The sequence below is a fragment of the Pleurocapsa sp. PCC 7319 genome, from assembly GCF_000332195.1.
Taxonomy (GTDB): Bacteria; Cyanobacteriota; Cyanobacteriia; order Cyanobacteriales; family Xenococcaceae; genus Waterburya.
On record NZ_KB235922.1, the window covers coordinates 3,081,879 to 3,107,844 of the forward strand.

Consider the following 25,966-nt stretch of genomic DNA (forward strand, 5'->3'; position numbering starts at 1 on the left):
AAACCCACTTGATTCATAGGTGAGATGATAAAGCAATATGGATTTACATTAGGACGCTGATTACTGATTACTGATGAGCAATCAAATAAACTTGTCCTAATGTTACTCGGTACGGCTATAAGTCATCCCATTGCTTTGTTGATCGTTAACTGCGATCGCTTTTTGGCTGGTTCTGTTGGTCTATAGTATTACCCCAACTCTTATTCGCTTTGACACCACTATTGAAGCCGAAGGCTGTAGCCACCAACATACTAATAACTAAAATTGTTGTGAATTTCATAATCGATTTCTCCTAAATTAAACTCGTTTAAATTAATAGTAGAGATTCAACATGGGAAATACATCTGAAAAACGTCTCGAATCTAGCCTCAACGAAAGAGATAGCAATTTTCTAACTTTCGTTGATAGTTAAGTATATTTACTTAAGACCAAAGTGGCTTAACTGTAATATTTGAGCGTCTACTCTAAGCGTAAGAGTCAAAATGTCCAAAATTTGGACAAAAATAAGCAAATATACGGATAGAGTGAGTATAACTATAACGCTCTCAAACTACAACCAATTGCCAACTAGAACAAAAGCCGACCAATAGTAAGGATGTTGGTGTCTAGGATCTTCCAATAATTTTAATTGTGCTTGACGTAGTGCTGCTGATTTACTGATTCCTGGAATCTTTAAAGCTTTATAAAATTGAGTGACTAATTCGGCGGTAGAATCATCTTGTACCGACCATAATGTAGCTACCGTACTCCTCGCGCCAGAGCGTACAGCGACTCCTGCTAAACCTAGTGCCGCTTGATTATCTCCAGCAGCGGTTTGACAAGCACTCAGAATGAGGAGTTCTATGGGATTATTTTCTGTGAAATTTCTTTCTTGGAGTAATTCGTCTAAGTCTTTAACACGAATACGATTGTTCCAAGTAAGTAAGAAAGTATTTTCGGCGCGAGAAGAAAACTGCCCGTGGGTTGCTAAATGCACTATAGGATAAGGTGAAGTTGCAATTTGCATTTGTAAGCGATCGCGAGTAAAGTCTCCATCTAACAATATTTCTGAGGGAACTAAAGTACCAATTTCTTTGACTTCTGTGTTGACATTGGGTAATGGGTCAAAACCCTGACGGGATTTAGTTAAGCCGGCGGAAATAGTTTCTAAGCTATCAGAGCTTAAAGAACGAGATGCTAATAGTTGTAAGCCAGGAGTTAGGGCTAAATTATAATCTTTTTCAATTAGATATTGTTCGCCATCGTGAAGTGAAGCTACAGGAATTCCTCGCATGATCCCGTCTAAGATAAATACTAAGTTCTTGGTTCCATTTTGTTCTAGTTCGCTTTCTAGGGGACGAATTAACCAATCGTAGAAAGTTTGATGAGGTTTTAATGGAGCGTTAGAAGATAGAACGGGGAGGAGGTTCGCATTCAGCTCTGTAAAGACGCTCTCAATTTCTCGAAGACCACTATCGGTTTCATAATACTTTAGGTCTTTTCCTGGTTGAGATAAGATAACAGCAAAACGATCTTCAAAAATAATCGAGTAAATAACTGCCGCTTTGCCGTCTACATCCTCTATTGTTTGAGGTTTAGCATCTAAACAAGCTTCTCGAAAAAAGTTATTCAATTCTGCTAACTGCAAAGCTTCAATCGTATCGCGGGCTTGTCTGAGATTTTTTTGACTAGGATTATTATTGTTTAACAGTAACGCTGCTCGTTCGCGATATACTGGCTCCAGGCGATCGCGAAAAGCAAACTGTATTTCAGGATTAATCGCAACTAAATTCTGTCTTAAGGATTGTAAGATAGCAAAAGTAGTATTGTAAGCTTGCAAAGCTTTTTCTGGCTGATTTTGAAGTTGATAGAGTCTACCTAGCTGCCAATGCCATAGATACTCTGTTTCTGGTGCTGTAGTGCTATCCATAGTCAACAAAGCCTTATTGGTTGACTCTAGTGCTGGGGTAAATCTTCCTGTTTGTTGATAGATTGCGCCCAAATAGCCTAGAGTATGAGCTTGTGCTTGTTTATCTTGTAATTGATTAGCTTGTTGCTGAGCAATGTTAATTTCTGATTCAATTTCTCCCCAAGATATATTTAAATTATTTTTGGTTGATGCTGGGCATTGTTGAGCAATAGGAGAAGAAAATTGAATTGTATTCGGCTGAAGACAGATTAGACTTTGAACTAAATTAAGGCGATCAAAAATGCTGGTGCGTGTAACAGGTAACTGAGCTAGATTGGTTTTTATCTGAGTAATAAGCTCGGAAATTGATGATTGCCCTTGTAGGTCAATCACTTCTCTGTCTTGATTTTGATTTTGTACAGCCAAACTAAGCAAATTCAGTTGAGCTTTAATTTTTGTGGCTTGATCGGGGGATAAAGCTGCTTGTTGATAACAGTCTGCTGCCTGGGCATAGTAGGCGTTTTTGGTTCCTAAATTACTCTCGGCTATACATTGAGACGAGGATAAATTTACTGTCTGAATGCTTGGAGATTGGCTATCTCGATTACCTAAAGCACGGAGCGTATTTCCTAGACTCAGTAAAACTGCACTTTGTTGATGCTCGGTTTTTAATTTATCAGCTGCTTCCCTAGCTTGTTTTAAAACTTCTTCTGAGCGTTCTAAGTTTCCTGTCTCCCGCAGAGTATTACCCAAACTTAGTAATCTAGACGCCTTTTGTTCAGAAATAGGTTGATTAGCAAGTTGCTCTCGAACTGACTTTAAGATTTTACTAGCGCGATTATAAGATCCTAAATCTTGTAGAGCCTGAGCCTGATTTAAATGATTTTGAATTATGGCACTATGATTATCTGATTCCCGATAAATTTCTGCTGCTTGCTGCCAAGTCTCAAAAGCTTTTTTAGATTTTCCCTGCGATCGCTCTATACTTCCTCTGATATCTAAACTATTAGCGAAAATACGTTGTTGAGTTTCTGTCTGAGATTGAGTTTCTAGTAATTCTAAACTAGAGGCGATCGCATCTTGTGCTGCGGTTAAATCTCCTAATTTTTGTTGCGTCAAAGCCAGATTACTTAACGCCATAGCTTGGTTCAGAATATCTTCCCGTTGCTGATAATCGCTAACTGCTTGTTGCCAGACTCGAATTGCCTCTACATATTGCTCGTTTTGATAGAGTTGTTGAGCTTGTTTAATTAATTGCTCAGAATCTTGATTCTTTTGAATTGTAGAAACAGAAGACGCGGCAACAACTTTAGTTTGAGTTACAGGTATTGCTAAAACCAAAACGAAGAAAGTAATTAAGTACTTATCTAAAATTGAATTCATAACTATATTTTTTTTGTTCCCGAAAACTACAGTGTTAGATACCTGAAAAAACATCTGAATTTCTCCCCTGTTACTTCCTCAAGATGAATCGGATAATACGAGCAAATGAACTTTAAATATTATTTATCAAAAAGCTTTCAAAAGGGAAGTTAAGGAAAATGAGAATTAGCTGGACAAGACAAGTAACTAAAACATTATCAACTAAAATATTATTCTGGCTCACATTCCAAATTTTACTCAATTCTGTAGGAATAAATACAGCGGTTTTCAGTTGGGTCAAGTCTAGTAGCAACATAGTGCAAACCCACGAAGAATATTGTCCCACGAATTCTGAGCAAAGTCAGAAGAACTATCTTCAACAAAAGCTTAATGAGTTCTTGAACTAACGGATTCAATAACTCCGCCCTGCCCTAACGGGACGAGAACGGAGAATGTCAGACCCAGTTGACTTGAAACGTTGAATAGACCCATAGCCTAACTATCTAACAGACTTCCGAATATCTCCCTAGTTCGGATTATCTCTAAAATTCCTGGGTGGAATTTCATCTCAAAGGTGGACATGGTTAGTTGGGTGGTCGAAGGGACGTACTAAAAGTACAAACACTTATATAGGATTATCTCTTATGCAACGAGTACCAGTTATAGACAATGATAGGTTTCTGGGACGGAAGCCACAGCAGGATTTAAGGGTACATTATGAAGACAAATTAAAGGGAAAAAGTCACTTCATCGAACTGATTTTACCTGAACAGTATTGCCCTAGAAAAAACTAATAATGATATCTAGCTTGCAAAAATTCGATAAAGCGATCTGTTACTCGATAAACTAGCCTATGCTCTTGGGTAATTCTTCTTGACCAAACTCCACTAGCTATATGTTTTAGGGGTTCGGGCTTACCTAATCCTTTAAATGGATCTTCTGTTGCCGATTCAATCAAATCCAAAATCTTCTCGGCTTTAGATTTATCTTTTCTAAACCACCATCTAAGATCTTCGCGAAAAGCCTTGTTGAATATGATTTTTCTACTTTTGGCAATCATCTATTAACTTGGCAAGACTTTCATCAGGTAGATTGTGATCGCTTTGAGCATCCCTAGCAATTGACTCTTCTAATGCAGCAAACAAACGTTGAGCATTTTTAGGCGATCGCAGTAAATGCAAACTCTCAGTTAGTGCTATTAATTCCTCAGCAGGTAAAATAGCAATATCTTTATGTCCTCTTCTAGTGACCAGCGCGACCGCGTTTTCTTGTTCAATACGATCCAACAAGGATGCTAGATTTTGCCTAGCATCTGTATACGAAGTAGATATCGGAAACATCTTGGTCTATCTGTACATATTACCTGTACATTGTATCATCATTTCCCTCCTATCTCCTACTTTCTCTGGCGTTGCTCAATAATCGGTGATGTTTTATTAAAAAAGGCTTCGCTGCCGTTGGGGACAGAAAACTCCTCAAAACTAGAAATAAATTGCCTCCAGCTCGATCGCCTTCGTCGATTCTGATGCCATTATCAATCGGAGTTACAGTAGTATTAGTCGTGCGATCAGGACTGATTTGTGCTTGAACAGGGGCGATAAACACACTACCCAGAAAAAACCCTAGGAGTATTGAAGAGCAAGGTTTCATTATAGATACTTCTGATGGTCAATTTGGTTTTGATTATACAGATTAAATCAGTACTATTGGCTCAACGCCGACATATTTTGTCATTTTTAGGTTGTGGGGAAGCACCATTCACATCAGTCTTCTGAGCCACTAACTCCACCTTACCGCGATCGTTGATTATCCATCCCTGAGCCTCAATAATCTCTTTTTCTTCCTCTATTTCTCTATCTGCCCCTGCTTCCTTCACTGTCTCGACTTTCTCTGATTCTTCCCTAGTCGCAGGTGCTACCAAATCTACGTCACTAATCTCCCCATCCCTGACTTGACTTGGATTTGGCGCTACACCACCTTTTCCTGTGACAATAAATTCACTTCCTTTTCCTTGCTGACAGAGATTTTGCGCTACTAATCCCACCACATCGATTAATGACATCGGCAACTCTTCCAATGCTTCGACGGGATTAACATCTAGTTGATTAATGGCGATCGTTCCATCTAAGCCAAATTCTGAACTAGCATCTATGTCATTTGTTTCATTAGCAGGTAGCGAACTTCTTTCTTCGATTCCAAAAATTGAATTAGTAGAAATATTAATGTTGCCCCCCGTTCCTTGTGCCGCATTAGCAATAATATCATTGTTTTGGTTGGGGAAAGCAACCACAAAACCAGCATCAATATCAATATTACCGCCATTAGCACTATTATTAAGAGCTTCTGCTGATATCAAACTGTTATCCAGTAGAACAATATTATCGGCGCGGAGATTGATGTTGCCACTATTCTCAGTTTCACCTTGACCTGAGGTACTAGCAGAAACTCGTCCATTAGCCAAAATTAAATTGGTAGTAGAGATGGTAATACCTCCGGCATCTCCTTCTGCACCTGAAACTACCTGACTAGTAGCACCACTAGAAAAACCTTGTGAACTTTCACCAGTCAAAATAATGTTTCCTGTAGCGGTAATACCTACCGAACCTGCATCCCCTTGACCAAAAGTACTAGCAGAAATTTCTCCCCCATTAGTTAGAGTCAGGTTATTAGTAGAGATGGTGACACCTCCGGCATTTCCTTGTGCATTTGAACCAACCAGACTAATAGCACCACTAGGAAAACCACCTAAATCTTCACCATCAATAGTTATATCTTCTGTTGCGGTAAGATCTACCGAACCTGCATCCCCTTGACCAAAAGTACTAGCATCAACTCGTCCCCCATTGGTTAGAGTCAGGTTATTAGTAGAGATGGTGACACCTCCGGCATTTCCTTGTGCATTTGAACCAACCAGACTAATAGCACCACTAGGAAAACCACCTAAATCTTCACCATCAAAAGTAATGTCTCCTGTAGCGGTAATATTGACAGTTCCGGCATCCCCTCGACCTCCTGTACTAGCATCAACTCGTCCCCCATTGGTCAGAGTCAGATTAGTAGTACTAATGGTCACACCTCCGGCATTTCCTTGTGCATTTGAACCAACCAGACTAGTAGCACCACTAGGAATACCTTCTGAATCTTCACCATCAAAAGTGATATCTCCTGTGGCAGTAAGATCGACAGTTCCGGCATTCCCTTGACCAAAAGTACTAGCAGAGACTTGTCCTCCATTAGTCACAGTCAGGCTAGCAGTATCGATAGTCACCCCTTCTGAATTTCCTTCTGCACCTGAATTAACCTGACTAAAAGCACCACTACTATCAGAGCCATCTAAAGTTTCACCATCAAAAATTATGTCTTCTGTTGCGGTAAGATCTACCGAACCTGCATCCCCTCGACCTCCTGTACTAGCAGAAATCCTTCCCCCATTGGTTAGAGTCAGATTAGTAGTAGAGATAGTCACACCTCCGGCATTTCCTACTGCACCTGAATTAACCAGACTAGTAGCACCACTAGGAAAACCACCTAAATCTTCACCATCAATAATTATGTCTCCTGTAGCGGTAATATTGACAGTTCCGGCATCCCCTCGACCCAAAGTACCAGCATCAACTCGTCCTCCCTTGGTTAGAGTCAGGTTATTAGTAGAGATAGTCACACCTCCTGCATTTCCTTCTGCACCTGGATTAACCAGACTAGTAGCACCACTCTGGAAACCTTGTGAATTTTCACCATCAAAAGTTATGTCTCCAGTAGCCGTAATATCGACCGAACCGGCATTTCCTTGTCCAAAAGTACTAGCATCGACATCCCCTCCTGCCCTCAGAGTCAGATTAGTAGTAGAGATAGTCACACCTCCGGCATTTCCTTCTGTATTTGAACCAACCTGACTAAAAGCACCACTACTATCAGAGCCATCTAAAGTTTCACCATCAAAAGTTATGTCTCCAGTAGCGGTAATATCGACCGAACCGGCATTTCCTCGACCTTCTGTACCAGCATTAACTCTTCCCCCTGCCCTTAGAGTCAGATTATTGGTGGAGATAGTCACCCCCCCTGCATCTCCTTGGGCATCTGAACCAACCAGACTAAAAGCACCACTAGGAATACCTTCTGAATCTTCACCAGCAAAAATAATGTTTCCTGTGGCAGTAATATCGACAGTTCCGGCATTCCCTTGACCAAAAGTACTAGCAGAGACTTGTCCTCCATTAGTCACAGTCAGGCTAGCAGTATCGATAGTCACCCCTTCTGAATTTCCTTCTGCACCTGAATTAACCTGACTAAAAGCACCACTACTATCAGAGCCATCTAAAGTTTCACCATCAAAAATTATGTCTCCAGTAGCGGTAAGATCAATCGAACCAGCATCCCCTTGACCAAAAGTACTAGCAGAAATTCCTCCCCCATTAGTTAGAGTCAGATTATTGGTGGAGATAGTCACCCCCCCTGCATTTCCTTCTGCATCTGAAGCAACCTGACTAAAAGCACCACTCTGGAAACCTTGTGAATCTTCACCAGCAAAAATAATGTTTCCTGTGGCAGTAATATCGACAGTTCCGGCATTCCCTCGACCTCCTGTACTAGCAAAAACCCTTCCCCCATTGGTTAGAGTCAGGTTATTAGTCGAGATAGTCACACCTCCTGCATTTCCTTCTGCACCTGGATTAACCTGACTAAAAGCACCACTACTATCAGAGCCATCTAAAGTTTCACCATCAAAAGTAATGTCTCCAGTAGCGGTAAGATCAATCGAACCAGCATCCCCTTGACCAAAAGTACTAGCAGAAATTCCTCCCCCATTAGTTAGAGTCAGATTATTGGTGGAGATAGTCACCCCCCCTGCATTTCCTTCTGCATCTGAAGCAACCTGACTAAAAGCACCACTCTGGAAACCTTGTGAATCTTCACCAGCAAAAATAATGTTTCCTGTGGCAGTAATATCGACAGTTCCGGCATTCCCTCGACCTCCTGTACTAGCAAAAACTCTTCCCCCATTGGTTAGAGTCAGATTATTAGTCGAGATAGTCACCCCCCCTGCATTTCCTTCTGCATCTGAAGCAACCTGACTAGCAACACCACTAGGATTACCATCTAAATCGTCACCATTAAAAGTTACATCTCCAGTAGCGGTAATATCCACCAAACCTCCATCCCCTTGACCAAAAGTACTAGCAGAAACTTGACCCCCACTCATTGCTTCAATTGAACCAGTATTAATCGCGATCCTGCCTGAATTACCCACTGCACCAGACTCAACTCGATTTGTAATACTACTGTCATTCAGAGTTATCTTTTCCGCAACATTAATAGTCACATCTCCTGCTTGTGCCTCGGTAGATGTAGATTCAGCTCTAATTCCTGCCCGAATCAAACTCCTACGGAATTCTCCTGCTGCTACATTTAAGTTACCAGCATTAACGGTAATACTTCCTCCTCCTGTTCCCCTGGCATCTACATCCGCAGCATTGCTCAAATTGACATTTGCTTTGGTTACTCCATCAGGAAAGCTTAAGCTACCATCTTCATTGATACCTACTGTTCCTGCGACTGATAAACCACCTAATTCTATATTTCCTCCTTTAGCAGTAACTTGACCTCCCTCAAAATCAATCTGACCGCCAATCAAAGCCAGATTATTTCCTGGGGCAACTTCTAAACCGATAACTTCTTCTGAACTATTTTCGACAACTGAACGATTGACTATTTCTCCAGGATTATCTTCTAGACCCAATCCCAGAGGTGCATTGATGGTTAATAAAGGCGGATTCTCGGAATCGGTAGCACTAAATTCAATTCCATCAGGAAATAAAATACTACTGGCAGTACTGCCTAAAAAAGAACCACCAATATTTAAAGACGCATTTTCCCCAAAGATAATTCCTGCTGGGTTAAGCAAAAATAAATTAGCAGTATCATTGGCTCGAATCAAACCATCAATGTTAGATATACTTCCCCCAGTGACGCGAGAAAAGATATTAGCAATATCAGCGGTGTTATTAAAGAAGGCTTCGCTGCCATTGGGTATGGAAAACTGCTCAAAACTATGAAATAAATTGCCTCCTGCTTGATCGCCATCGTCGATTCTGATGCCATTATCAATCGGAGTTACAGTGGTATTGGTCGTGCGATCTGGACTGATTTGAGCTTGAACGGGGGCAATAAACACACTACCCAGAAAAAACCCTAAGAGTATTGAAGAGCAAGGTTTCATTTTAAAGATACTTCTGATGGTCAATTTGGTTTTGATTATACAGCTCAAATCAGTATTGTTGACTCAACTGCGACACATTCTGTCATTTTTAGGTTGTGGGGAAGCACTATTCATACTAAATCCGTTTCGTATAGGTCACTTAAAAAATTGAGTAATAAGTAACGAGTAACGAGTAACGAGTATTGGTGATTCTGATTTCAGAGTAAGACTTTTATGAAGAAATTAAACACTACCTTTGTTAATCGGATTTAGTATCACATCAGTCTTCTGAGCCACCAACTCTACCTTACCGCGATCGTTGATTATCCATCCCTGAGCCTCAATAATTTTTTTCTCTGACACCGGGACCCCAATCAACAAAAAAACTGGGTGACATTAAGGAAGCTTGTAGTTACTTGATTAAAGACCGAGTGGAATACTTTAGTCTTAAGAAGATCTACCTAATGAATCAGCGAAAGTTAGAGAGTGCCTATTTCTTTCGTTGATGACCAATTCGAGACTTTTTTCAGATGTTTGCTTATCTGAGAATTTATAAGATTGGAGTAATCGAGCATTGATAGATATTTTCAAATAAGCTCAACATAATAACTATGAATACAGACAGCATAGATGCTCAAAGGGAAAAAGCAAAAGCAGATCTGAAAACAGCCTTAGCCACTCATAATGGTGATACAAAAGAGATCGCGGTAGCAGAAGCGATCGCTCTGTTATCTTCTCTTAATCCCACACCAAACCCAGCCCAGAATCAAACCTTGTTAGAAGGTAATTGGATACTGATTAGTGCGCCCAATTTTCCTGGCAAACTATCAGATGAAGCCAACAGATATGTCTATACTTTGGGCAGATTAGCATTTAATAAGTTTGAACCTGCTAATCTTCGAGTTGCCATAGAGCGAGTTTCCCAACCAATCTTTTTTAAAGAACAAGAAAATGATTATAGCTACGATATCGTAGTGGAGTTCAAAATTATCGACGAAAATTTTCCCGAACTTCAAGGAGTAGTTAAAAATCTGGCAGTTTGCTCTCCTGTCGAAGACGATACATTGCAAGTAATGTTTACTGGCGGAGAATTAATCCCTGCCGTTGATAGCGATCGAGAACAGATTAAACAATGGTTGGAGATATTTGGTAGTAGTCAAACAAAGTCCCAGATTTCCTTATTAGAGCGTCTGACATTTTGGTTGGTGCAGAAAATGTTCAGTATGAGTCAAGTATCTGCGATCGATCCAACAACAGGAAAACAATCCTTTGCGATCGATAAATCACCCAAAGGCAAATTGAAATTACTTTATCTAGATGAAGAGTTGCGAATTACCCAGGGAAATCGAAAGTCAGTCTTAGTGTGTCAACGAGAAGTTTGATTTCTTCAATAGCTGTTAGCTGTTAGCAATTAGCTTAAGTTAACTGTTGACATTGTCATTTGTATTCAGTGGGAGATTGTGACCCGCCACTGAATGATATGCCGCCAAACTTCGTTTTGGCGGTGGTCGTAGACCCATAGTTGTTAGCTACAAGACATTTAATCTTCTCACTTTAGAGCTAAAGGCTAAAGGCTAATAGCTAATAGCTTTAAAGATAAGAACAGACTTTCAGAAAACAAGAAATACTTTCATCAGAAAACCTTAACTTAAATCGAATTGGAGGGCAATTTTATGTTGACGGACGACCAAAGGGTTCTTAACCAACTCGCCTTTGCTAGGAGAAAACTTTTTGCTCCAGATATTCCTCTCTGCCTAAAAGCAATCTCCTATGTGCGAATCTGCTGTTCGGCGATGAAAAAGCTTGACTACTTCCCCTCAAATGATCGAGGGAGCAATGACCATAAGACACCTTATCTAAGTTTGTTGAAATCACTTTCTCAAAGGGATTCACAGTGGTGGAACAAATGCCAAGTTACTAATGAAGGAAGACTAAGGTCTGACGATCCCATTATCGATCAACTATTACAACCTTTAAATCACTTCATTGATTGCCAAATGTTTAATACACTATCTGAAAATAGACCCGTAGATGAGCAATTTAAAGAACTCTCAAACCTACCTTAAAAAAGTCGGTATCATCGGGGCAGGTCCTGCTGGATTAGCCACAGCGATCGCCCTAAAACAACAAGGTATTGAAGTCCACATTTATGATCGAGCCAGAGCATTTCGACCTATTGGCGCAGGACTGACTCTGTCCCCTAACGGATTAAGAAGTTTAGCAGCGATCGCTCCAGATATCGCTCGGCAACTCAAACTACAAGGTTCTCAAATTAAACGATTCAAAGTCAGAACATCTAAAAGAGGATGGCCGATCATCACCCAACGCATATTTGGCGACAAATACGATCAGCCGTTTATGGCGATTCGTTGGTTTCACCTACAGGAAATTCTGAGATCTCAACTGCCACCAGATAACTTTCATCTCGATCATCGATTAATTGCCTTTGAACAAAATCATCAGAGTGTCACGCTTTGCTTTGAAAATAATAAAGCTGCAACCGTCGATTTACTTATTGGTGCAGATGGTATTCGCTCTGTTGTTCGTAAACAGTTGTTTGGGGTTGAAAACCCGACCTATAGCGGTTGGATGACTTGGCGCGGGGTACTGAAATATCAACATCGTTTATTGCCTCCTCATCAAGCAACCGTGTTTGCCAATAAAGGAAAGATATTTCTAGTTATGGATAATGGAGATGGGTATATTTCCTGGTCGCTGGAGATGCTTTCTGAAACAAGCCATCGATCCCAGAATGCCCAAGAAGTTAAAGAACGAGTTATTCAAGAACTGGCAAAATGGCATCCTGTAGTGCAAAAAGTTATTGACCTAACGGATGCAGATATCATCGTGGAGAGACCAGTTGGCAAGCCCCTAATCTTGCCCAAATGGGGTGACAACAGAGTAATTTTAGTGGGAGATGCAGCCCATTATATGGGACCTCATCTTGGACAAGGCACTAATACCACATTTGAAGATGTGTGGGAATTGTCTGCTTGTTTATCTAATTATGGCGATCTGGGAGAGGCTTTAGAATATTACGAAAAAAGTCGTATCGAGCGCACCACTATTGTGCAATATCGCACGCTGTTTTCTGCCGCTCAAATGTTCAATCCTTTCCTAAGTCCAAAACGGTTTTTTAATAAATCATTTGCAGCAGTGCCAGAACAAGCCCAAATTGGTCAAAAGGCTTTTTCGGACTGGCTTTATGGGTATAATCTACCGTTTTAAAGATACTTCTGATGGTAAATTTGGTTTAGATTATACAGCTCAAATCAGCACTGTTAGCTCAACGGCGACATATTTTGTCATTTTTAGGCTGTGGCGGAGCACCATTCACATCAGTCTTCTGAGCCACTAACTCCACCTTACCGCGATCGTTAATTATCCATCCCTGAGCCTCAATAATCTCTTTTTCTTCCTCTATTTCTCTATCTGCCCCTGCTTCCTTCACTGTCTCAACTTTCTCCGATTCTTCCCCAGTTGCAGGTGCTACCAAATCTACGGTACTAATTTCCCCATCCCTTACTTGACTTGGATTTGGCGCTACACCACCTTTTCCTGTGACGATAAATTCACTTCCTTTTCCTTGCTGACAGAGATTTTGCGCTACTAATCCCACCACATCGATTAATGACATCGGCAACTCTTCCAATGCTTCGACGGGATTAACATCTAGTTGATTAATGGCGATCGCGCCATCTAAGCCAAATTCTGAACTAGCATTAATATCATTGGTAACAGGATCGAGAGGACGTTCTTCAATTCCAAAAATTGAATTAGTAGAAATATTAATGTTGCCCCCCGTTCCTTGTGCCGCATTAGCAATAATATCGTTGTTTTGGTCGGAGAAAGCAACCACAAAACCAGCATCAATATCAATATTACCGCCATTAGCACTATTGAAAGCTCTTGCTGAAATTAAACTTTCATCCCGTAGAACAATAGTATCAGCAATGCGGAGATTGATGTTGCCACTATTATCCGTTTCACCTTGACCTGAAGTGCTAGCAACAACTCGTCCATTAGCCAAAAACAAATTGGTAGCAGAGATGGTAATACCTCCCGCATCTCCTTCTGCATCTGAACTAACCCCACTAGTAGCACCACTAGAAAAACCTTCTGAAGTTTGACCATCAAAAGTTACATCTCCAGTAGCGAAAATATCCACAGTCCCGGCATTCCCTTGACCAAAAGTACTAGCATCAACTCGTCCCCCATTGGTCAGAGTCAGATTAGTAGTACTAATGGTCACACCTGCTGCATTTCCTTCTGCATTTGAACTAACCCCACTAGTAGCACCACTAGGAATACCTTCTGAAGTTTGACCATCAAAAGTTATATCTCCAGTAGCGGTAATATCGACTGTTCCGGCATTACCTCGACCCAAAGTACTAGCATCAACTTTTCCCCCCTTGGTTAGAGTCAGATTATTAGTAGAAATAGTCACACCTCCTGCATCTCCTTCTGCATTTGAACTAACCAGACTAGTAGCACCACTAGGAATACCTTGTGAACTTTCACCAGTCAAAATAATGTTTCCAGTAGCGGTAATATCGACCGAACCTGCATCCCCTCGACCAAAAGTACTAGCAGAAAATTGTCCCCCCTTGGTTAGAGTCAGATTATTGGTGGAGATAGTCACCCCTTCTGCATCTCCTTCTGCACCAGGAGCAACCTGACTAGCAGCACCACTAACAAAACCGTCTGAAGTTTCACCATCAATAGTAATGTCTCCGGTAGCGGTAATATCGACCGAACCTGCATTCCCTCGACCAAAAGTACTAGCAGAGACTACTCCTCCATTGGTCAGAGTCAGATTAGTAGTACTAATGGTCACACCTGCTGCATTTCCTTCTGCACCTGGATTAACCTGACTAAAAGCACCACTACTATCAGAGCCATCTAAAGTTTCACCATCAAAAGTAATGTCTCCAGTAGCGGTAATATCGATAGTTCCGGCATTCCCTCGACCTCCTGTACTAGCGGAAACCTGTCCCCCATTAGTCACAGTCAGATTATTAGTGGAGATGGTCACACCTCCGGCATTTCCTTCTGCATCTGAAGCAACCTGACTAAAAGCACCACTAGGAATACCAATTGAAGTTTCACCATCAATAGTTACATCTCCAGTAGCGGTAAGATCCACAGTTCCGGCATCACCTCGACCAAAAGTACTAGCATCAATATCTCCCCCATTGATTGCTTCAATTGAACCAGTATTAATCGCGATCCCGCCTGAATTACCCACTCCACCAGAAGCAACTTGATTAGTAATACGACTTTCATTCAGAGTGATCTTTTCCGCAACATCGATAGTCACATCTCCTGCTTGTGCCTCGGCAGATGTCGATTCAGCTCTAATTCCTGCGCTAATCAAACTAATACCTGCTAAATTTAAGTTACCAGCATTAACGGTAATACTCCCTCCCCCTGTTCCTCTGACATCTACATCCGCAGCATTGCTCAAATTAATATTTGCCTTGGTTACTCCCTCAGGAAAGCTGAGGCTACCATCAGAATTAATTCCTACAGTTCCCGCTTGAGATAATCCTCCTAATTCAATATTTCCCCCTCTGGCGGTAGCCCAACCCGTCTCAAAATCAATCTGACCGCCAATCAAAGCCAGATTATTTCCTGGGGCAACTTCTAAACCGACAACTTCTTGATTGCTATTTTGCCCTAAGGAACGGTTGATTATTTGCCCTGGATTATCTTCTAAACCTAATCCTAGAGGCGCATTAATGGTTAATAAAGGCGGATTCTCAGAATCGTTGGCACTAAATTCAATCCCATCAGGAAACAAAATGCTACTGGCAGTACTGCCCAAAAATGAACCACCAATATTTAAAGAGGCATTTTGCCCAAAGATGATTCCCGCAGGATTAAGCAAAAATAAACTCGCACTACCATTGGCTCGAATCAAACCATCAATGTTAGAGATATTCCCCCCAGTGACACGAGAAAAGATATTAGCAATATCATTGGCATTATTAAAGAAAGCTTCGCTGCCGTTGGGTACAGAAAACTGCTCAAAACTATGAAATAAATTGCCTCCTGCTTGATCGCCTTCGTCGATTCTGATGCCATTATCAATCGGAGTTACTGTGGTATTGGTCGTGCGATCTGGACTGATTTGTGCTTGAACGGGGGTGATCAACACACTACCCAGAAAAAACCCTAAGAGTATTGAAGAGCAAGGTTTCATTATAGATACTTCTGATGGTAAATTTGGTTTAGATTATACAGCTCAAATCAGCACTGTTAGCTCAACGGCGACATATTTTGTCATTTTTAGGCTGTGGCGGAGCACCATTCACATCAGTCTTGTGGGCAACTAACTCTACATTACCGCGATCGTTGATTATCCATCCCTGAGCCTCAATAATTTCTGTTTCTTCTTCTATTTCTCTATCTGCCCCTGCTTCCTTCACTGTCTCGACTTTTTCCGATTCTTCCCCAGTTGCAGGTGCTACCAAATCTACGTCACTAATCTCCCCATCCCTGACTTGACTTGGATTTTGTGCTACACCACCTTTTCCTGTGACAATAAATTCACTTCCTTTTCCTTGCTGACAGAGATTTTGCGCTACTAATCCCACTACATCGATCAGAGACATGGGTAACTCTTCCAATGCCTCGACGGGATTAACATCCAGTTGATTAATGGCGATCGTTCCATCTAAGCCAAATTCTGAACTAGCATTAATATCATTGGTAACAGGATCGAGAGGACGTTCTTCAATCCCAAAAAGACCATTGTTAGTAATATTAATATTCCCCCCTCTCCCTTGTACTGCACTCGCAATAATATCGTTGTTTTGGTTGGGGAAAGCAACCACAAACCCCCCATTAATATTGATATTGCCGCCATTAGCACCACGGTCTGCACTTGCCGATATCCGACTGCGATCGCGCAGGAGTAAGAAATCATCAATATTTAAAGTCATAATACCCCCTTGACCTTGTTCGGCAGTAGTTGAAGCAGAAATAGATGCTTCATTCTCCAGAGTTAAAGAATCTGTATTCAGCGTGAGATTCCCACCAATGCCATTAGCATTATTGGCATCGATCTCGCCTTGATTACTTACTTCCACCGAGCCAGCATTAATTTCCAGATTACCAGCAGCACCTGTTCCTGGGGGAAGTGGTTCTGGTCCTCCTTCAACCACTTTTTGAAAATTACCCACAGTGATTACTGCTTGATCTCGAAGGATTAATTGGTCAGTAGCTATGGATAAATTGCCACCGTTGCCATTACCTTCAATAGTATTAGCAAATAAACCACTAGGAAATGAACCATTTGACCCAACCAATTCAATGGATTCTGAAGCTGTCACTGTCAAGTTTCCCGCATCCCCTCGACCAAAAGTACTAGCAGTAACTTGTCCCCCATTGGTTAGAGTCAGATTATTAGTGGAGATAGTCACCCCCCCGGCATCTCCTTCTGCGTCTGAACTAACCAGACTAGTAACACCACTACCATCAAAAGTGATGTCTCCTGTAGCGGTAATATCGACAGTTCCGGCATTTCCTTGACCATTAGTAGTAGCAGAGACTCTTCCTCCATTGGTTAGAGTCAGATTATTAGTGGAGATAGTCACCCCCCCGGCATCTCCTTCTGCGTCTGAACTAACCCGACTAGTAACACCACTAGCCAAATTTTGTAAATTTTCACCATCAAAAGTGATGTCTCCTGTAGCGGTAATATCGACAGTTCCGGCATTCCCTTGACCAAAAGTAGTAGCGGAAACCTGCCCCCCATTAGTCACAGTCAGATTATTAGTGGAGATGGTCACACCTCCGGCATCTCCTTCTGCACCTGAAAAAACCTGACTAGCAACACCACTAGCCAAATTTTGTAAATTTTCACCATCAAAAGTGATGTCTCCTGTAGCGGTAATATCGACAGTTCCGGCATTCCCTCGACCTCCTGTACTAGCGGAAACCTGTCCCCCATTAGTCACAGTCAGATTATTAGTAGAGATGGTCATACCTCCGGCATCTCCTTCTGCATCTGAACCAACCTCACTAAAAGCACCACTACCAACACCATCAAAAGTGATGTCTCCTGTAGCGGTAATATCGATAGTTCCGGCATTCCCTCGACCAAAAGTAGTAGCATCAACTTGTCCCCCATTAGTCACAGTCAGATTATTAGTAGAGATGGTCATACCTCCGGCATCTCCTTCTGCATCTGAACCAACCTGACTAAAAGCACCACTACTATCAGTACCTCCTAAAGTTTCACCATCAAAAATAATGTTTCTTGTAGCGGTAATACCTACCGAACCGGCAATTTCTTGTTCAAAAAGTACTAGCAGAAATGCTTCCCCCATTGGTTAAAGTCAGATTAGTAGTAGAGATGGTCACACCTCCGGCATCTCCTTCTGCATCTGAACCAACCTGACTAAAAGCACCACTACTATCAGTACCTCCTAAAGTTTCACCATCAAAAATAATGTTTCCTGTAGCGGTAATACCTACCGAACCGGCATTTCCTTGTCCAAAAGTACTAGCAGAAATGCTTCCCCCATTGGTTAAAGTCAGATTAGTAGTAGAGATGGTCACACCTCCGGCATCTCCTTCTGCACCTGGAGCAACCTGACTAAAAGCACCACTACTATCAGTACCTCCTAAAGTTTCACCATCAAAAATAATGTTTCCTGTAGCAGTAATACCTACCGAACCGGCATTTCCTTGTCCAAAAGTACTAGCAGAAATGCTTCCCCCATTGATTGCTTCAATTGAACCAGTATTAATCGCGATTCTGCCTGAATTACCCACTCCACCAGACTCAACTCGATTTGTAATACGACTATCATTCAGAGTTATCTTTTCAGCCACATTGATAGTCACATCTCCTGCTTGCGCCTCAGCAGATGTCGATTCAGCTCTAATTCCTGCGCTAATCAAACTACTACCGAATTCTCCTGCTGCTACATTTAAGTTACCAGCATTAACGGTCACACTTCCTCCTCCTGTTCCCCTGGCATCTACATCCGCAGCATTGCTCAAATTGATATTTGCCTTGGTTACTCCTTCAGGAAAGCTGAGGCTACCGTCTTCATTAATTCCCACTGTTCCTGCGACTGATAGACCACCTAATTCTATGTTTCCCCCCATGGCAGTAACTTGACCACCCTCAAAATCAATCTGACCACCAATCAAAGCCAGATTATTTCCTGGGTCAACTTCTAATCCGACGTTTTCTTCTAAACTATTTTCGACAACTGAACGATTGACTATTTCTCCAGGATTATCTTCTAAACCTAATCCCAGAGGCGCATTAATGGTTAATAAAGGCGGATTCTCGGAATCGGTAGCACTAAATTCAATTTCATCAGGAAATAAAATGCTACTGGCAGTACTGCCCAAAAATGAACCACCGATATTTAAAGAGGCATTTTGCCCAAAGATAATTCCTGCAGGGTTAAGCAAAAATAAATTCGCACTACCATTGGCTCGAATCAAACCATCAATGTTAGATATATTTCCTCCTGTGACACGAGAAAAGATATTAACGATATCATTAGCATTATTAAAGAAGGCTTCGCTGCCATTGAGGACAGAAAACTGCTCAAAACTATGAAATAAGTTGCCTCCAGCCCGATCGCCCTGGTCGATTCTGATGCCATTATCAATCGGAGTTACTGTGGTATTGGTCGTGCGATCAACACTTATTTGTGCTTGAACGGGGGCGATAAGCACACTACCCAGAAATAACCCTAAGAGTATTGAAGAGCAAGGTTTCATTATAGATACTTCTGATGGTCAATTTGGTTTTGATTATACAGATTAAATCAGTACTATTGGCTCAACGCCGACATATTTTGTCATTTTTAGGTTGTGGGGAAGCACCATTCACATCAGTCTTCTGAGCCACTAACTCTACCTTACCGCGATCGTTGATTATCCATCCCTGAGCCTCAACAATTTCTTTCTCTTCCTCTATTTCTTTATCTGCCCCTGTTCCCTTCACTGTCTCGACTTTTTCTGATTCTTCCCCAGTTGCAGGTGCTACCAAATCTACGTCACTAATCTCCCCCTCCCTGACTTGACTTGGATTTGGCGCTACACCACCTTTACCTGTGACAATAAATTCACTTCCTTTTCCTTGCTGACAGAGATTTTGCGCTACTAATCCCACTACATCGATCAGAGACATGGGTAACTCTTCCAATGCCTCGACGGGATTAACATCTAGTTGATTAATGGCGATCGTTCCATCTAAGCCAAATTCTGAACTAGCATCTATGTCATTTGTTTCATTAGCAGGTAGCGAACTTCTTTCTTCGATTCCAAAAATTGAATTAGTAGAAATATTAATGTTGCCCCCCGTTCCTTGTGCCGCATTAGCAATAATATCGTTGTTTTGGTTGGGGAAAGCAACCACAAAACCAGCATCAATATCAATATTACCGCCATTAGCACTATTATTAAGAGCTTCTGCTGATATCAAACTGTTATCCAGTAGAAAAATATTATCGGCGCGGAGATTGATGTTGCCACTATTCTCAGTTTCACCTTGACCTGAGGTACTAGCAACAACTCGTCCCCCATTGGTAAGAGTCAAATTGGTAGCAGAGATGGTAATACCTCCAGCATCTCCTTCTGCATCTGAATCAACCATACTAGTAGCACCACTAGGAAAACCTTGTGAAGTTTCACCATCAATAGTAATGTCTCCGGTAGCAGTAAGTTCAATAGTTCCGGCATTCCCTTGACCAAAAGTACTAACATCAACTCTTCCCCCCTTGGTTAGAGTCAGATTATTAGTGGAGATAGTCACTCCCCCTGCATCTCCTTCTGCACCTGGATTAACCGCACTAGAAGCACCACTAGGAAAACCTTCTGACTCTTCACCATCAATAGTTATATCTCCTGTGGCAGTAAGCTCAACAGTTCCGGCATTCCCTTGACCAAAAGTAGTAGCATCAACTCTTCCCCCCTTGGTTAGAGTCAGATTATTAGTGGAGATAGTCACTCCCCCTGCATCTCCTTCTGCACCTGGATTAACCGCACTAGAAACACTACTAGGAAAAACTTGTGAAGTTTCACCATCAATAGTTATATCTCCTGTGGCAGTAAGCTCAACAGTTCCGGCATTCCCTCGACCAAAAGTAGTAGCATCAACTCTTCCCCCATTAGTTAGAGTCAGATTATTAGTGGAGATAGTCACTCCCCCTGCATCTCCTTCTGCACCTGGATTAACCGCACTAGAAACACCACTAGGAAAACCTTCTGACTCTTCACCATCAATAGTTATATCTCCTGTGGCAGTAAGCTCAACAGTTCCGGCATTCCCTTGACCAAAAGTAGTAGCATCAACTTGTCCTCCATTGGTTAGAATCAGATTATTAGTGGAGATAGTCACTCCCCCCGCATCTCCTTCTGCACCTGGAGCAACCTGACTAGAAACAACACTAGGAAAACCTTGTGAAGTTTCACCATCAATAGTAATGTCTCCGGTAGCAGTAAGCTCGACAGTTCCGGCATTCCCTCGACCAAAAGTACTAACAACAACTCTTGCCCCCTTGGTTAGAGTCAGATTATTAGTGGAGATAGTCACTCCCCCTGCATCTCCTTCTGCACCTGGATTAACCGCACTAGAAACACCACTAGGAAAACCTTCTGACTCTTCACCATCAATAGTTATATCTCCTGTGGCAGTAAGCTCAACAGTTCCGGCATTCCCTTGACCTCCTGTACTAGCATCAATATCTCCCCCATTGATTGCTTCAATTGAACCAGTATTAATCACGATTCTGCCTGAATTACCCACTCCACCAGACTCAACTCGATTAGTAATACGACTATCATTCAGAGTGATCTTTTCAGCCACATCGATAGTCACATTTCCTGCTTGTGCCTCGGCAGATGTCGATTCAGGTCTAATTCCTGCTCGAATAAAACTTTTACGGAATTCTCCTGCTGCTAAATTTAAGTTACCAGCGTTAACGGTAATATTTCCTCCACCTGCTCCCCTGGCATCTACATCCGCACCATTGCTCAAATTGATATCTGCTTGGGTTACTCCTTCAGGAAAACTAAAGCTACCATCAGAATTAATACCTACTGTTCCTGCGACTGATAAACCACCTAATTCTATGTTTCCCCCCATAGCAGTAACTTGACCTCCCTCAAAATCAATCTGACCGCCAATCAAAGCCAGATCATTTCCTGGGGCAACTTCTAAACCGACAACTTCTTCTGCGCTATTTTCGACAACTGAACGATTGACTATTTGCCGAGGATTATCTTCTAAACCTAATCCTAGAGGCGCATTAATGGTTAATAAAGGCGGATTCTCGGAATCGGTAGCACTAAATTCAATCCCATCAGAAAACAAAATACTACTGACAGTACTGCCTAAAAAAGAACCACCAATATTTAAAGACGCATTTTTCCCAAAGATAATTCCTGCTGGGTTAATCAAAAATAAATTAGCAGTATCATTGGCTCGAATCAAACCATCAATGTTAGAGATACTTCCCCCGGTGACACGAGAAAAGATATTAACTATGTCGTTGGCATTATTAAAAAAGGCTTCGCTGCCATTGGGTACGGAAAACTGCTCAAAACTATGAAATAAATTGCCTCCAGCCTGATCGCCATCGTCGATTCTGATCCCATTATCTATTGGAGTTACAGTGGTATTGGTCGTGCGATCTGGACTGATTTGTGCTTGAACGGGGGCGATAAACACACTACCCAGAAAAAACCCTAAGAGTATTGAAGAGCAAGGTTTCATTTAAAGATACTTCTGATGGTCAATTTGGTTTTGATTATACAGTTTAAATCAGTAGTTTCGATCCCCCAACGCTTGGCATAATCTTGACGCTCCCACCTTTCCGCTTCGCTTTCTCTTAAGTAGTTCTGATTGACCAATTTTGAGATGAGAAAAAACAATAAGAGTCGGGAGATGATGTTGTCCATCACTGAGACAATCTACTTTCAAGAATGCGAACCGTTGTTGAACAACGCCCATATTTTTTCATGAGTTTTTTTATGAATTCTGGGATGAATTTTATGATATTGATAGGTATTTAATCAAACTATTATTAAACATAGATGTAGAGAGAAGTAGGAATTGAGCCAGGGAGCATCTCTTATGCAATTTACTCTTTTAGACAATCGTTACGAAGGAAATTCATCCCAAATTCCTGTCGTTAAAGGTCAAACAGTTGGCAAATATCGACTTAATAAAACCCAGGTAATTAAAAGTCGTGGCTTTAACCTCGAAGATACTCACTTGATTGATTTTGAACGCCTTAGTCGTCTATTTACTTTATTAACCATTGTTCTGTCCTAAAGGATATCGCTCCGCATATGTTGGGCAGATCCTACTGGTCAATGGTTATCTATGGTTATCTAAGGAAAAACTGATCGCGATTACAAAGCATGGACGGAAAGCCACAAAGGCGATTCGGTTCGCCATATGTAGTGTTTTTCGCTAAGGCTTCGAGCACTTACGTCGTATCTTTTTCAATTTAGAGCAGTTTGAAATTGACTTTGTTCAATCTCTCTAGTTTTTGTCCTTGTGTCTTAAAAGAAGTAGGCTCTGCCTGAACAAACACCTGAATTTTTCCTCTTGTACGGACTAAAAGCCTGAAGCATAATACTCACATAGATTTTAAATCGAGAAGATTCCAAGCAAGAAAATATCATGCTAAAAACTCAACTTACTCCTCCACTATCTTTTCCCACAGATACTCAACAAAGCAATAATACCCAACACCATTTCTCTAATCATAATTTAGCGCTCTCTGTGGCGCAGTTAACTAATCAAGTACGAGCTGAACGTCAGATGCGACAAAAATTGGCTCATGCTCACGAACAGTTACAGCAATATTCTCAGAAGATTGAAGAACTGGCCACGATACAAGAACGTAATCGTATTGCTCGGGAACTCCATGACTCTTTGGGTCACGCTCTCACTAGTTTAAACATTCAGATGCAAACTGCCCTCAAACTCTGGGACAAAGAACCCGAACAAGCTCACTCTTTTCTAGCGCAAGCTCAACAGTTAGGAAAGACAGCCATAAAAGAAGTGCGTCAATCCATTAGCAGCCTTAGAGAAGATGCTCAAGATGAAAAACCTCTAGCAGCCAAAATTGACGTTTTAGTAGATGATTGTCGCAGAGGAACTGGTCTAGACATTGATACCAACATTAGTTGCTGTGGTTCAGTTCCCTCTCCAGTAGCCCAAAATGTTTATCGGATTGTCCAAGAAGCTTTGACCAACATTTTTAAATATGCACAAGCCACAAAAGTACAAATTAACCTTAAAAGTACCCCAGAAGGAATTTATTTGACTGTAGAAGATAACGGTAAAGGTTTTGATTTAAACCAAAAGCGTTCTGGGTTTGGACTTCAAGGAATGCAAGAGAGGGTAGCTAGTGTTAACGGTCATCTTCAGCTCAAGACTTCACCAGGAAACGGCTGTCGAATAGAAGTCGAAATCTCTTGCATCAAAGCAAGCCCCCAGACAAAGCAAGAGGAGGAATTTTCAGAAAGACATAATAATGATCGTGTTCTTTCTATGAACCCAGAAAGACAAGAAGAAAAAGCAGCAACTTTAGAGACAGAAAATCAAGCACTGCTAGAGAGAAGTTGGAGGCTAGATGGTCAGACAAGTTCTCAGCCATCATCATCTGATGAATTGAAAAAGACAAGAAAGAACAGAATGAAGATTTGGCTTCCAGAAGTAAAACTGCAAACAGGTGGGCAAGAAAGTCTTTCTGGTAAAAGGTGGGAACAAGTCTCAAAACCAGACTTGAGAGTGAACTATTCAACACCAAATATTGGTTCAGGAGAAGGATTTGAGATAAAGAAAGAGAAAGTAATATCGGTATCGAGGCGAAAAGCCTTGGAGATTCCAGAACCACGAATGTCTGTCTGGGAGAATCAAGGAAAAGTGCAACAATTTGCCTAATATTAGTAAAACTCTAGTTATTTAAGGATTTGTAGATTGATTAAAAACTGTACCTGAAAAATACCTGAATTTTTCCTCTTTTAATATTTCTCTATTGGATGCACAATTATAAAAAATAAACTTCAATTAAATTAAAAATTATGATAAAACATAATATCTAAATTTCCCCTCGGAACTTAAATTTATCAAATCTTATTAACTAATCTGCATCTCCGAAACTATATTTCTCATTTACCCAGAATGTTTCGATGTATCAGCAGACAAAACCAAAAAGATTCATAGTCAATCTTCTTAAAAAAAATTATTTTTGCTTGGTTATTTATAGCTACATTGGTGATACTGAGTGTTTTTCAATTTTCAAGTTCTTTAGAAGTTACTCTAGCTAATCTAAAATTCGCCAAGTATAGAAAATTATCTATTCCCACAGATACGAAGAAAAATATTGACAAAGATTATAAGCAAAAAAATGAAGCTCTTTAAAAAAAATATGTCTTTAAAAAAATCAAACAATAATTTAGGCTCGATCGCTTTTGTAAGTTTATTAAGCTTTTCATTAACATTAGTAGCGATCTCGAAATGTCTCGCAGAAGGCGAGATAGAAAATATCAATGCTCCGATCTTATTTCAACCTCCATCTGGAGAAGAACGCCCAGAAAAGACCGATGCAGCGGCTTCACGTCAAGATGCAAGATGTTCTGAAGATCGTTTAGTATCTCAACAACAAAAGTCCGAACGCGATCGCCTTCAACTAACTCCTATTGTACCCGATCGCTTTGGGTTAACAGTAGCCGAACGTCCTACTTTTTGGGTTTATTTACCCAAAACTTCAGCAAAAAAGGCAATTTTGAGTATTAAAGAAAAAGGTGCTAACCCTCATTGGCAACAGTCGATTAGTTTGACAGGAAAAACTGGGATTTTGGGGATTAGATTATTAGATGATGCTCCTGCTTTAGAAATTGGCAAACAGTATCAATGGGCGGTAGTGTTAGTTTGCGGTAACAGAGCTAATCCTAATGATCCATTTGTTACTGCTGGGATTAAGCGTGTTGCTGAGGAATCTCCAGTGACTGATTCTTCATTATCGGCAAACAGTATGCTAGAAAAGGCGAACATATATGCAAAAAAGGGAATTTGGTATGATTCGCTAGATATGTTGATATCCGAAAAAAAATCGTCTTTAAGTAATTGGAACAATCTTTGGACTCAATATCTAAAATCTGCTGGTTTAGGTAAAATTGCTAATCAACCAATTTTAGGCAGGATTCAGGGATCGTCTTTACCTTGACTCCTCACCATCATAAATAAACGGTGAAGAGTAGGTTAAAGGGAAAAGGGAAAAGGGAAAAAAATTAATCCTTTCCCCCTTAACTTTTACCTTAAAAAGCTTTAAGCTCTAAGCCTTAAGCTTTAAGCTCTAAAGTTTACGCTTGGTAAACGGCTAACAGTGAGACAGTTCGTCCCTAAAGGGATACCGCTCCGCATATTGGCGGGGTACGATGCGGCCATACGCCTGGCCTTTGTCCCGCTTAAAGAAACTGTCGTTGGCGGAGCCTTCTCGAAGAGTACCCGAAGGGCTTATAGCTAT

General features: G+C 41.1%; 14 protein-coding genes and 1 pseudogene. 6 read left to right on the top strand and 9 right to left on the bottom strand.

Annotated features, from left to right (window positions below; genetic code table 11):
• Positions 1–145 precede the first annotated feature (145 nt).
• From PLEUR7319_RS43175 to PLEUR7319_RS40155, 6 genes are all read right to left on the bottom strand, one after another.
• Positions 146–280 carry a hypothetical protein gene (locus PLEUR7319_RS43175; RefSeq protein WP_256380645.1) on the bottom strand — a complete coding sequence of 45 codons (135 nt, stop codon included), beginning with the start codon at positions 278–280 and terminating at the stop codon, positions 146–148.
• Between the two features lie 270 nt (positions 281–550).
• Complete coding sequence (locus tag PLEUR7319_RS0117985) at positions 551–3,271, bottom strand: CHAT domain-containing protein (RefSeq protein WP_051044444.1); 2,721 nt, start codon at positions 3,269–3,271, stop codon at positions 551–553.
• A 769-nt stretch (positions 3,272–4,040) separates the two neighbouring features.
• Entirely contained in the window at positions 4,041–4,310 is a 270-nt protein-coding gene (locus PLEUR7319_RS0117990) for a Txe/YoeB family addiction module toxin (protein ID WP_019506617.1), read from the bottom strand.
• The gene (locus tag PLEUR7319_RS0117995) at positions 4,294–4,590 is read right to left on the bottom strand and encodes a type II toxin-antitoxin system Phd/YefM family antitoxin (protein WP_019506618.1); all 297 of its coding nucleotides are present in this window, start codon (positions 4,588–4,590) and stop codon (positions 4,294–4,296) included. Before PLEUR7319_RS0117995 ends, PLEUR7319_RS0117990 begins: the two co-directional genes overlap by 17 nt.
• A 49-nt stretch (positions 4,591–4,639) precedes the next feature.
• Positions 4,640–4,900: a hypothetical protein gene (locus PLEUR7319_RS0118000; RefSeq protein WP_019506619.1), complete on the bottom strand. Its 261-nt coding sequence runs from the start codon at positions 4,898–4,900 to the stop codon at positions 4,640–4,642.
• A 61-nt stretch (positions 4,901–4,961) separates the two neighbouring features.
• Positions 4,962–9,467 (bottom strand): filamentous hemagglutinin N-terminal domain-containing protein, encoded by a 4,506-nt coding sequence (locus tag PLEUR7319_RS40155; protein WP_019506620.1) that lies wholly within the window; start codon positions 9,465–9,467, stop codon positions 4,962–4,964.
• 590 nt (positions 9,468–10,057) lie between these two features.
• On the opposite strand from PLEUR7319_RS40155, the gene PLEUR7319_RS0118015 reads away from it, so the two are divergent.
• The 3 genes from PLEUR7319_RS0118015 (at position 10,058) to PLEUR7319_RS0118025 (ending at position 12,674) form a co-directional block, all read left to right on the top strand.
• Positions 10,058–10,828, top strand: coding sequence for a PAP/fibrillin family protein (locus PLEUR7319_RS0118015; RefSeq protein ID WP_019506622.1), 771 nt, complete (start codon positions 10,058–10,060; stop codon positions 10,826–10,828).
• A 291-nt stretch (positions 10,829–11,119) separates the two neighbouring features.
• Complete coding sequence (locus tag PLEUR7319_RS0118020) at positions 11,120–11,512, top strand: hypothetical protein (RefSeq protein WP_019506623.1); 393 nt, start codon at positions 11,120–11,122, stop codon at positions 11,510–11,512.
• The gene (locus tag PLEUR7319_RS0118025; protein WP_019506624.1) at positions 11,478–12,674 is read left to right on the top strand and encodes an NAD(P)/FAD-dependent oxidoreductase; all 1,197 of its coding nucleotides are present in this window, start codon (positions 11,478–11,480) and stop codon (positions 12,672–12,674) included. Before PLEUR7319_RS0118020 ends, PLEUR7319_RS0118025 begins: the two co-directional genes overlap by 35 nt.
• 58 nt (positions 12,675–12,732) lie before the next feature.
• Here the strand turns inward: PLEUR7319_RS0118025 and PLEUR7319_RS0118030 are convergent, their stop codons facing one another.
• The 3 genes and pseudogenes from PLEUR7319_RS0118030 to PLEUR7319_RS0118040 form a co-directional block, all read right to left on the bottom strand.
• A complete protein-coding gene (locus PLEUR7319_RS0118030) occupies positions 12,733–15,651 on the bottom strand; it encodes a filamentous hemagglutinin N-terminal domain-containing protein (protein WP_019506625.1) in 2,919 nt (972 codons plus the stop codon).
• 61 nt (positions 15,652–15,712) lie between these two features.
• Positions 15,713–19,199 (bottom strand): annotated as a pseudogene (locus tag PLEUR7319_RS40160) (filamentous hemagglutinin N-terminal domain-containing protein).
• A 61-nt stretch (positions 19,200–19,260) separates the two neighbouring features.
• Complete coding sequence (locus PLEUR7319_RS0118040; protein ID WP_019506628.1) at positions 19,261–22,197, bottom strand: filamentous hemagglutinin N-terminal domain-containing protein; 2,937 nt, start codon at positions 22,195–22,197, stop codon at positions 19,261–19,263.
• Between the two features lie 360 nt (positions 22,198–22,557).
• Between PLEUR7319_RS0118040 and PLEUR7319_RS0118050 the strand changes: the two genes are divergently transcribed.
• The 3 genes from PLEUR7319_RS0118050 (at position 22,558) to PLEUR7319_RS0118060 (ending at position 25,666) form a co-directional block, all read left to right on the top strand.
• Entirely contained in the window at positions 22,558–22,758 is a 201-nt protein-coding gene (locus PLEUR7319_RS0118050; protein ID WP_019506630.1) for a hypothetical protein, read from the top strand.
• A 354-nt stretch (positions 22,759–23,112) separates the two neighbouring features.
• The gene (locus PLEUR7319_RS42765) at positions 23,113–24,381 is read left to right on the top strand and encodes a sensor histidine kinase (protein ID WP_019506631.1); all 1,269 of its coding nucleotides are present in this window, start codon (positions 23,113–23,115) and stop codon (positions 24,379–24,381) included.
• Positions 24,382–24,868: 487 nt separating this feature from the next.
• Complete coding sequence (locus tag PLEUR7319_RS0118060) at positions 24,869–25,666, top strand: DUF928 domain-containing protein (protein WP_158441851.1); 798 nt, start codon at positions 24,869–24,871, stop codon at positions 25,664–25,666.
• Positions 25,667–25,966: the final 300 nt, after the last annotated feature.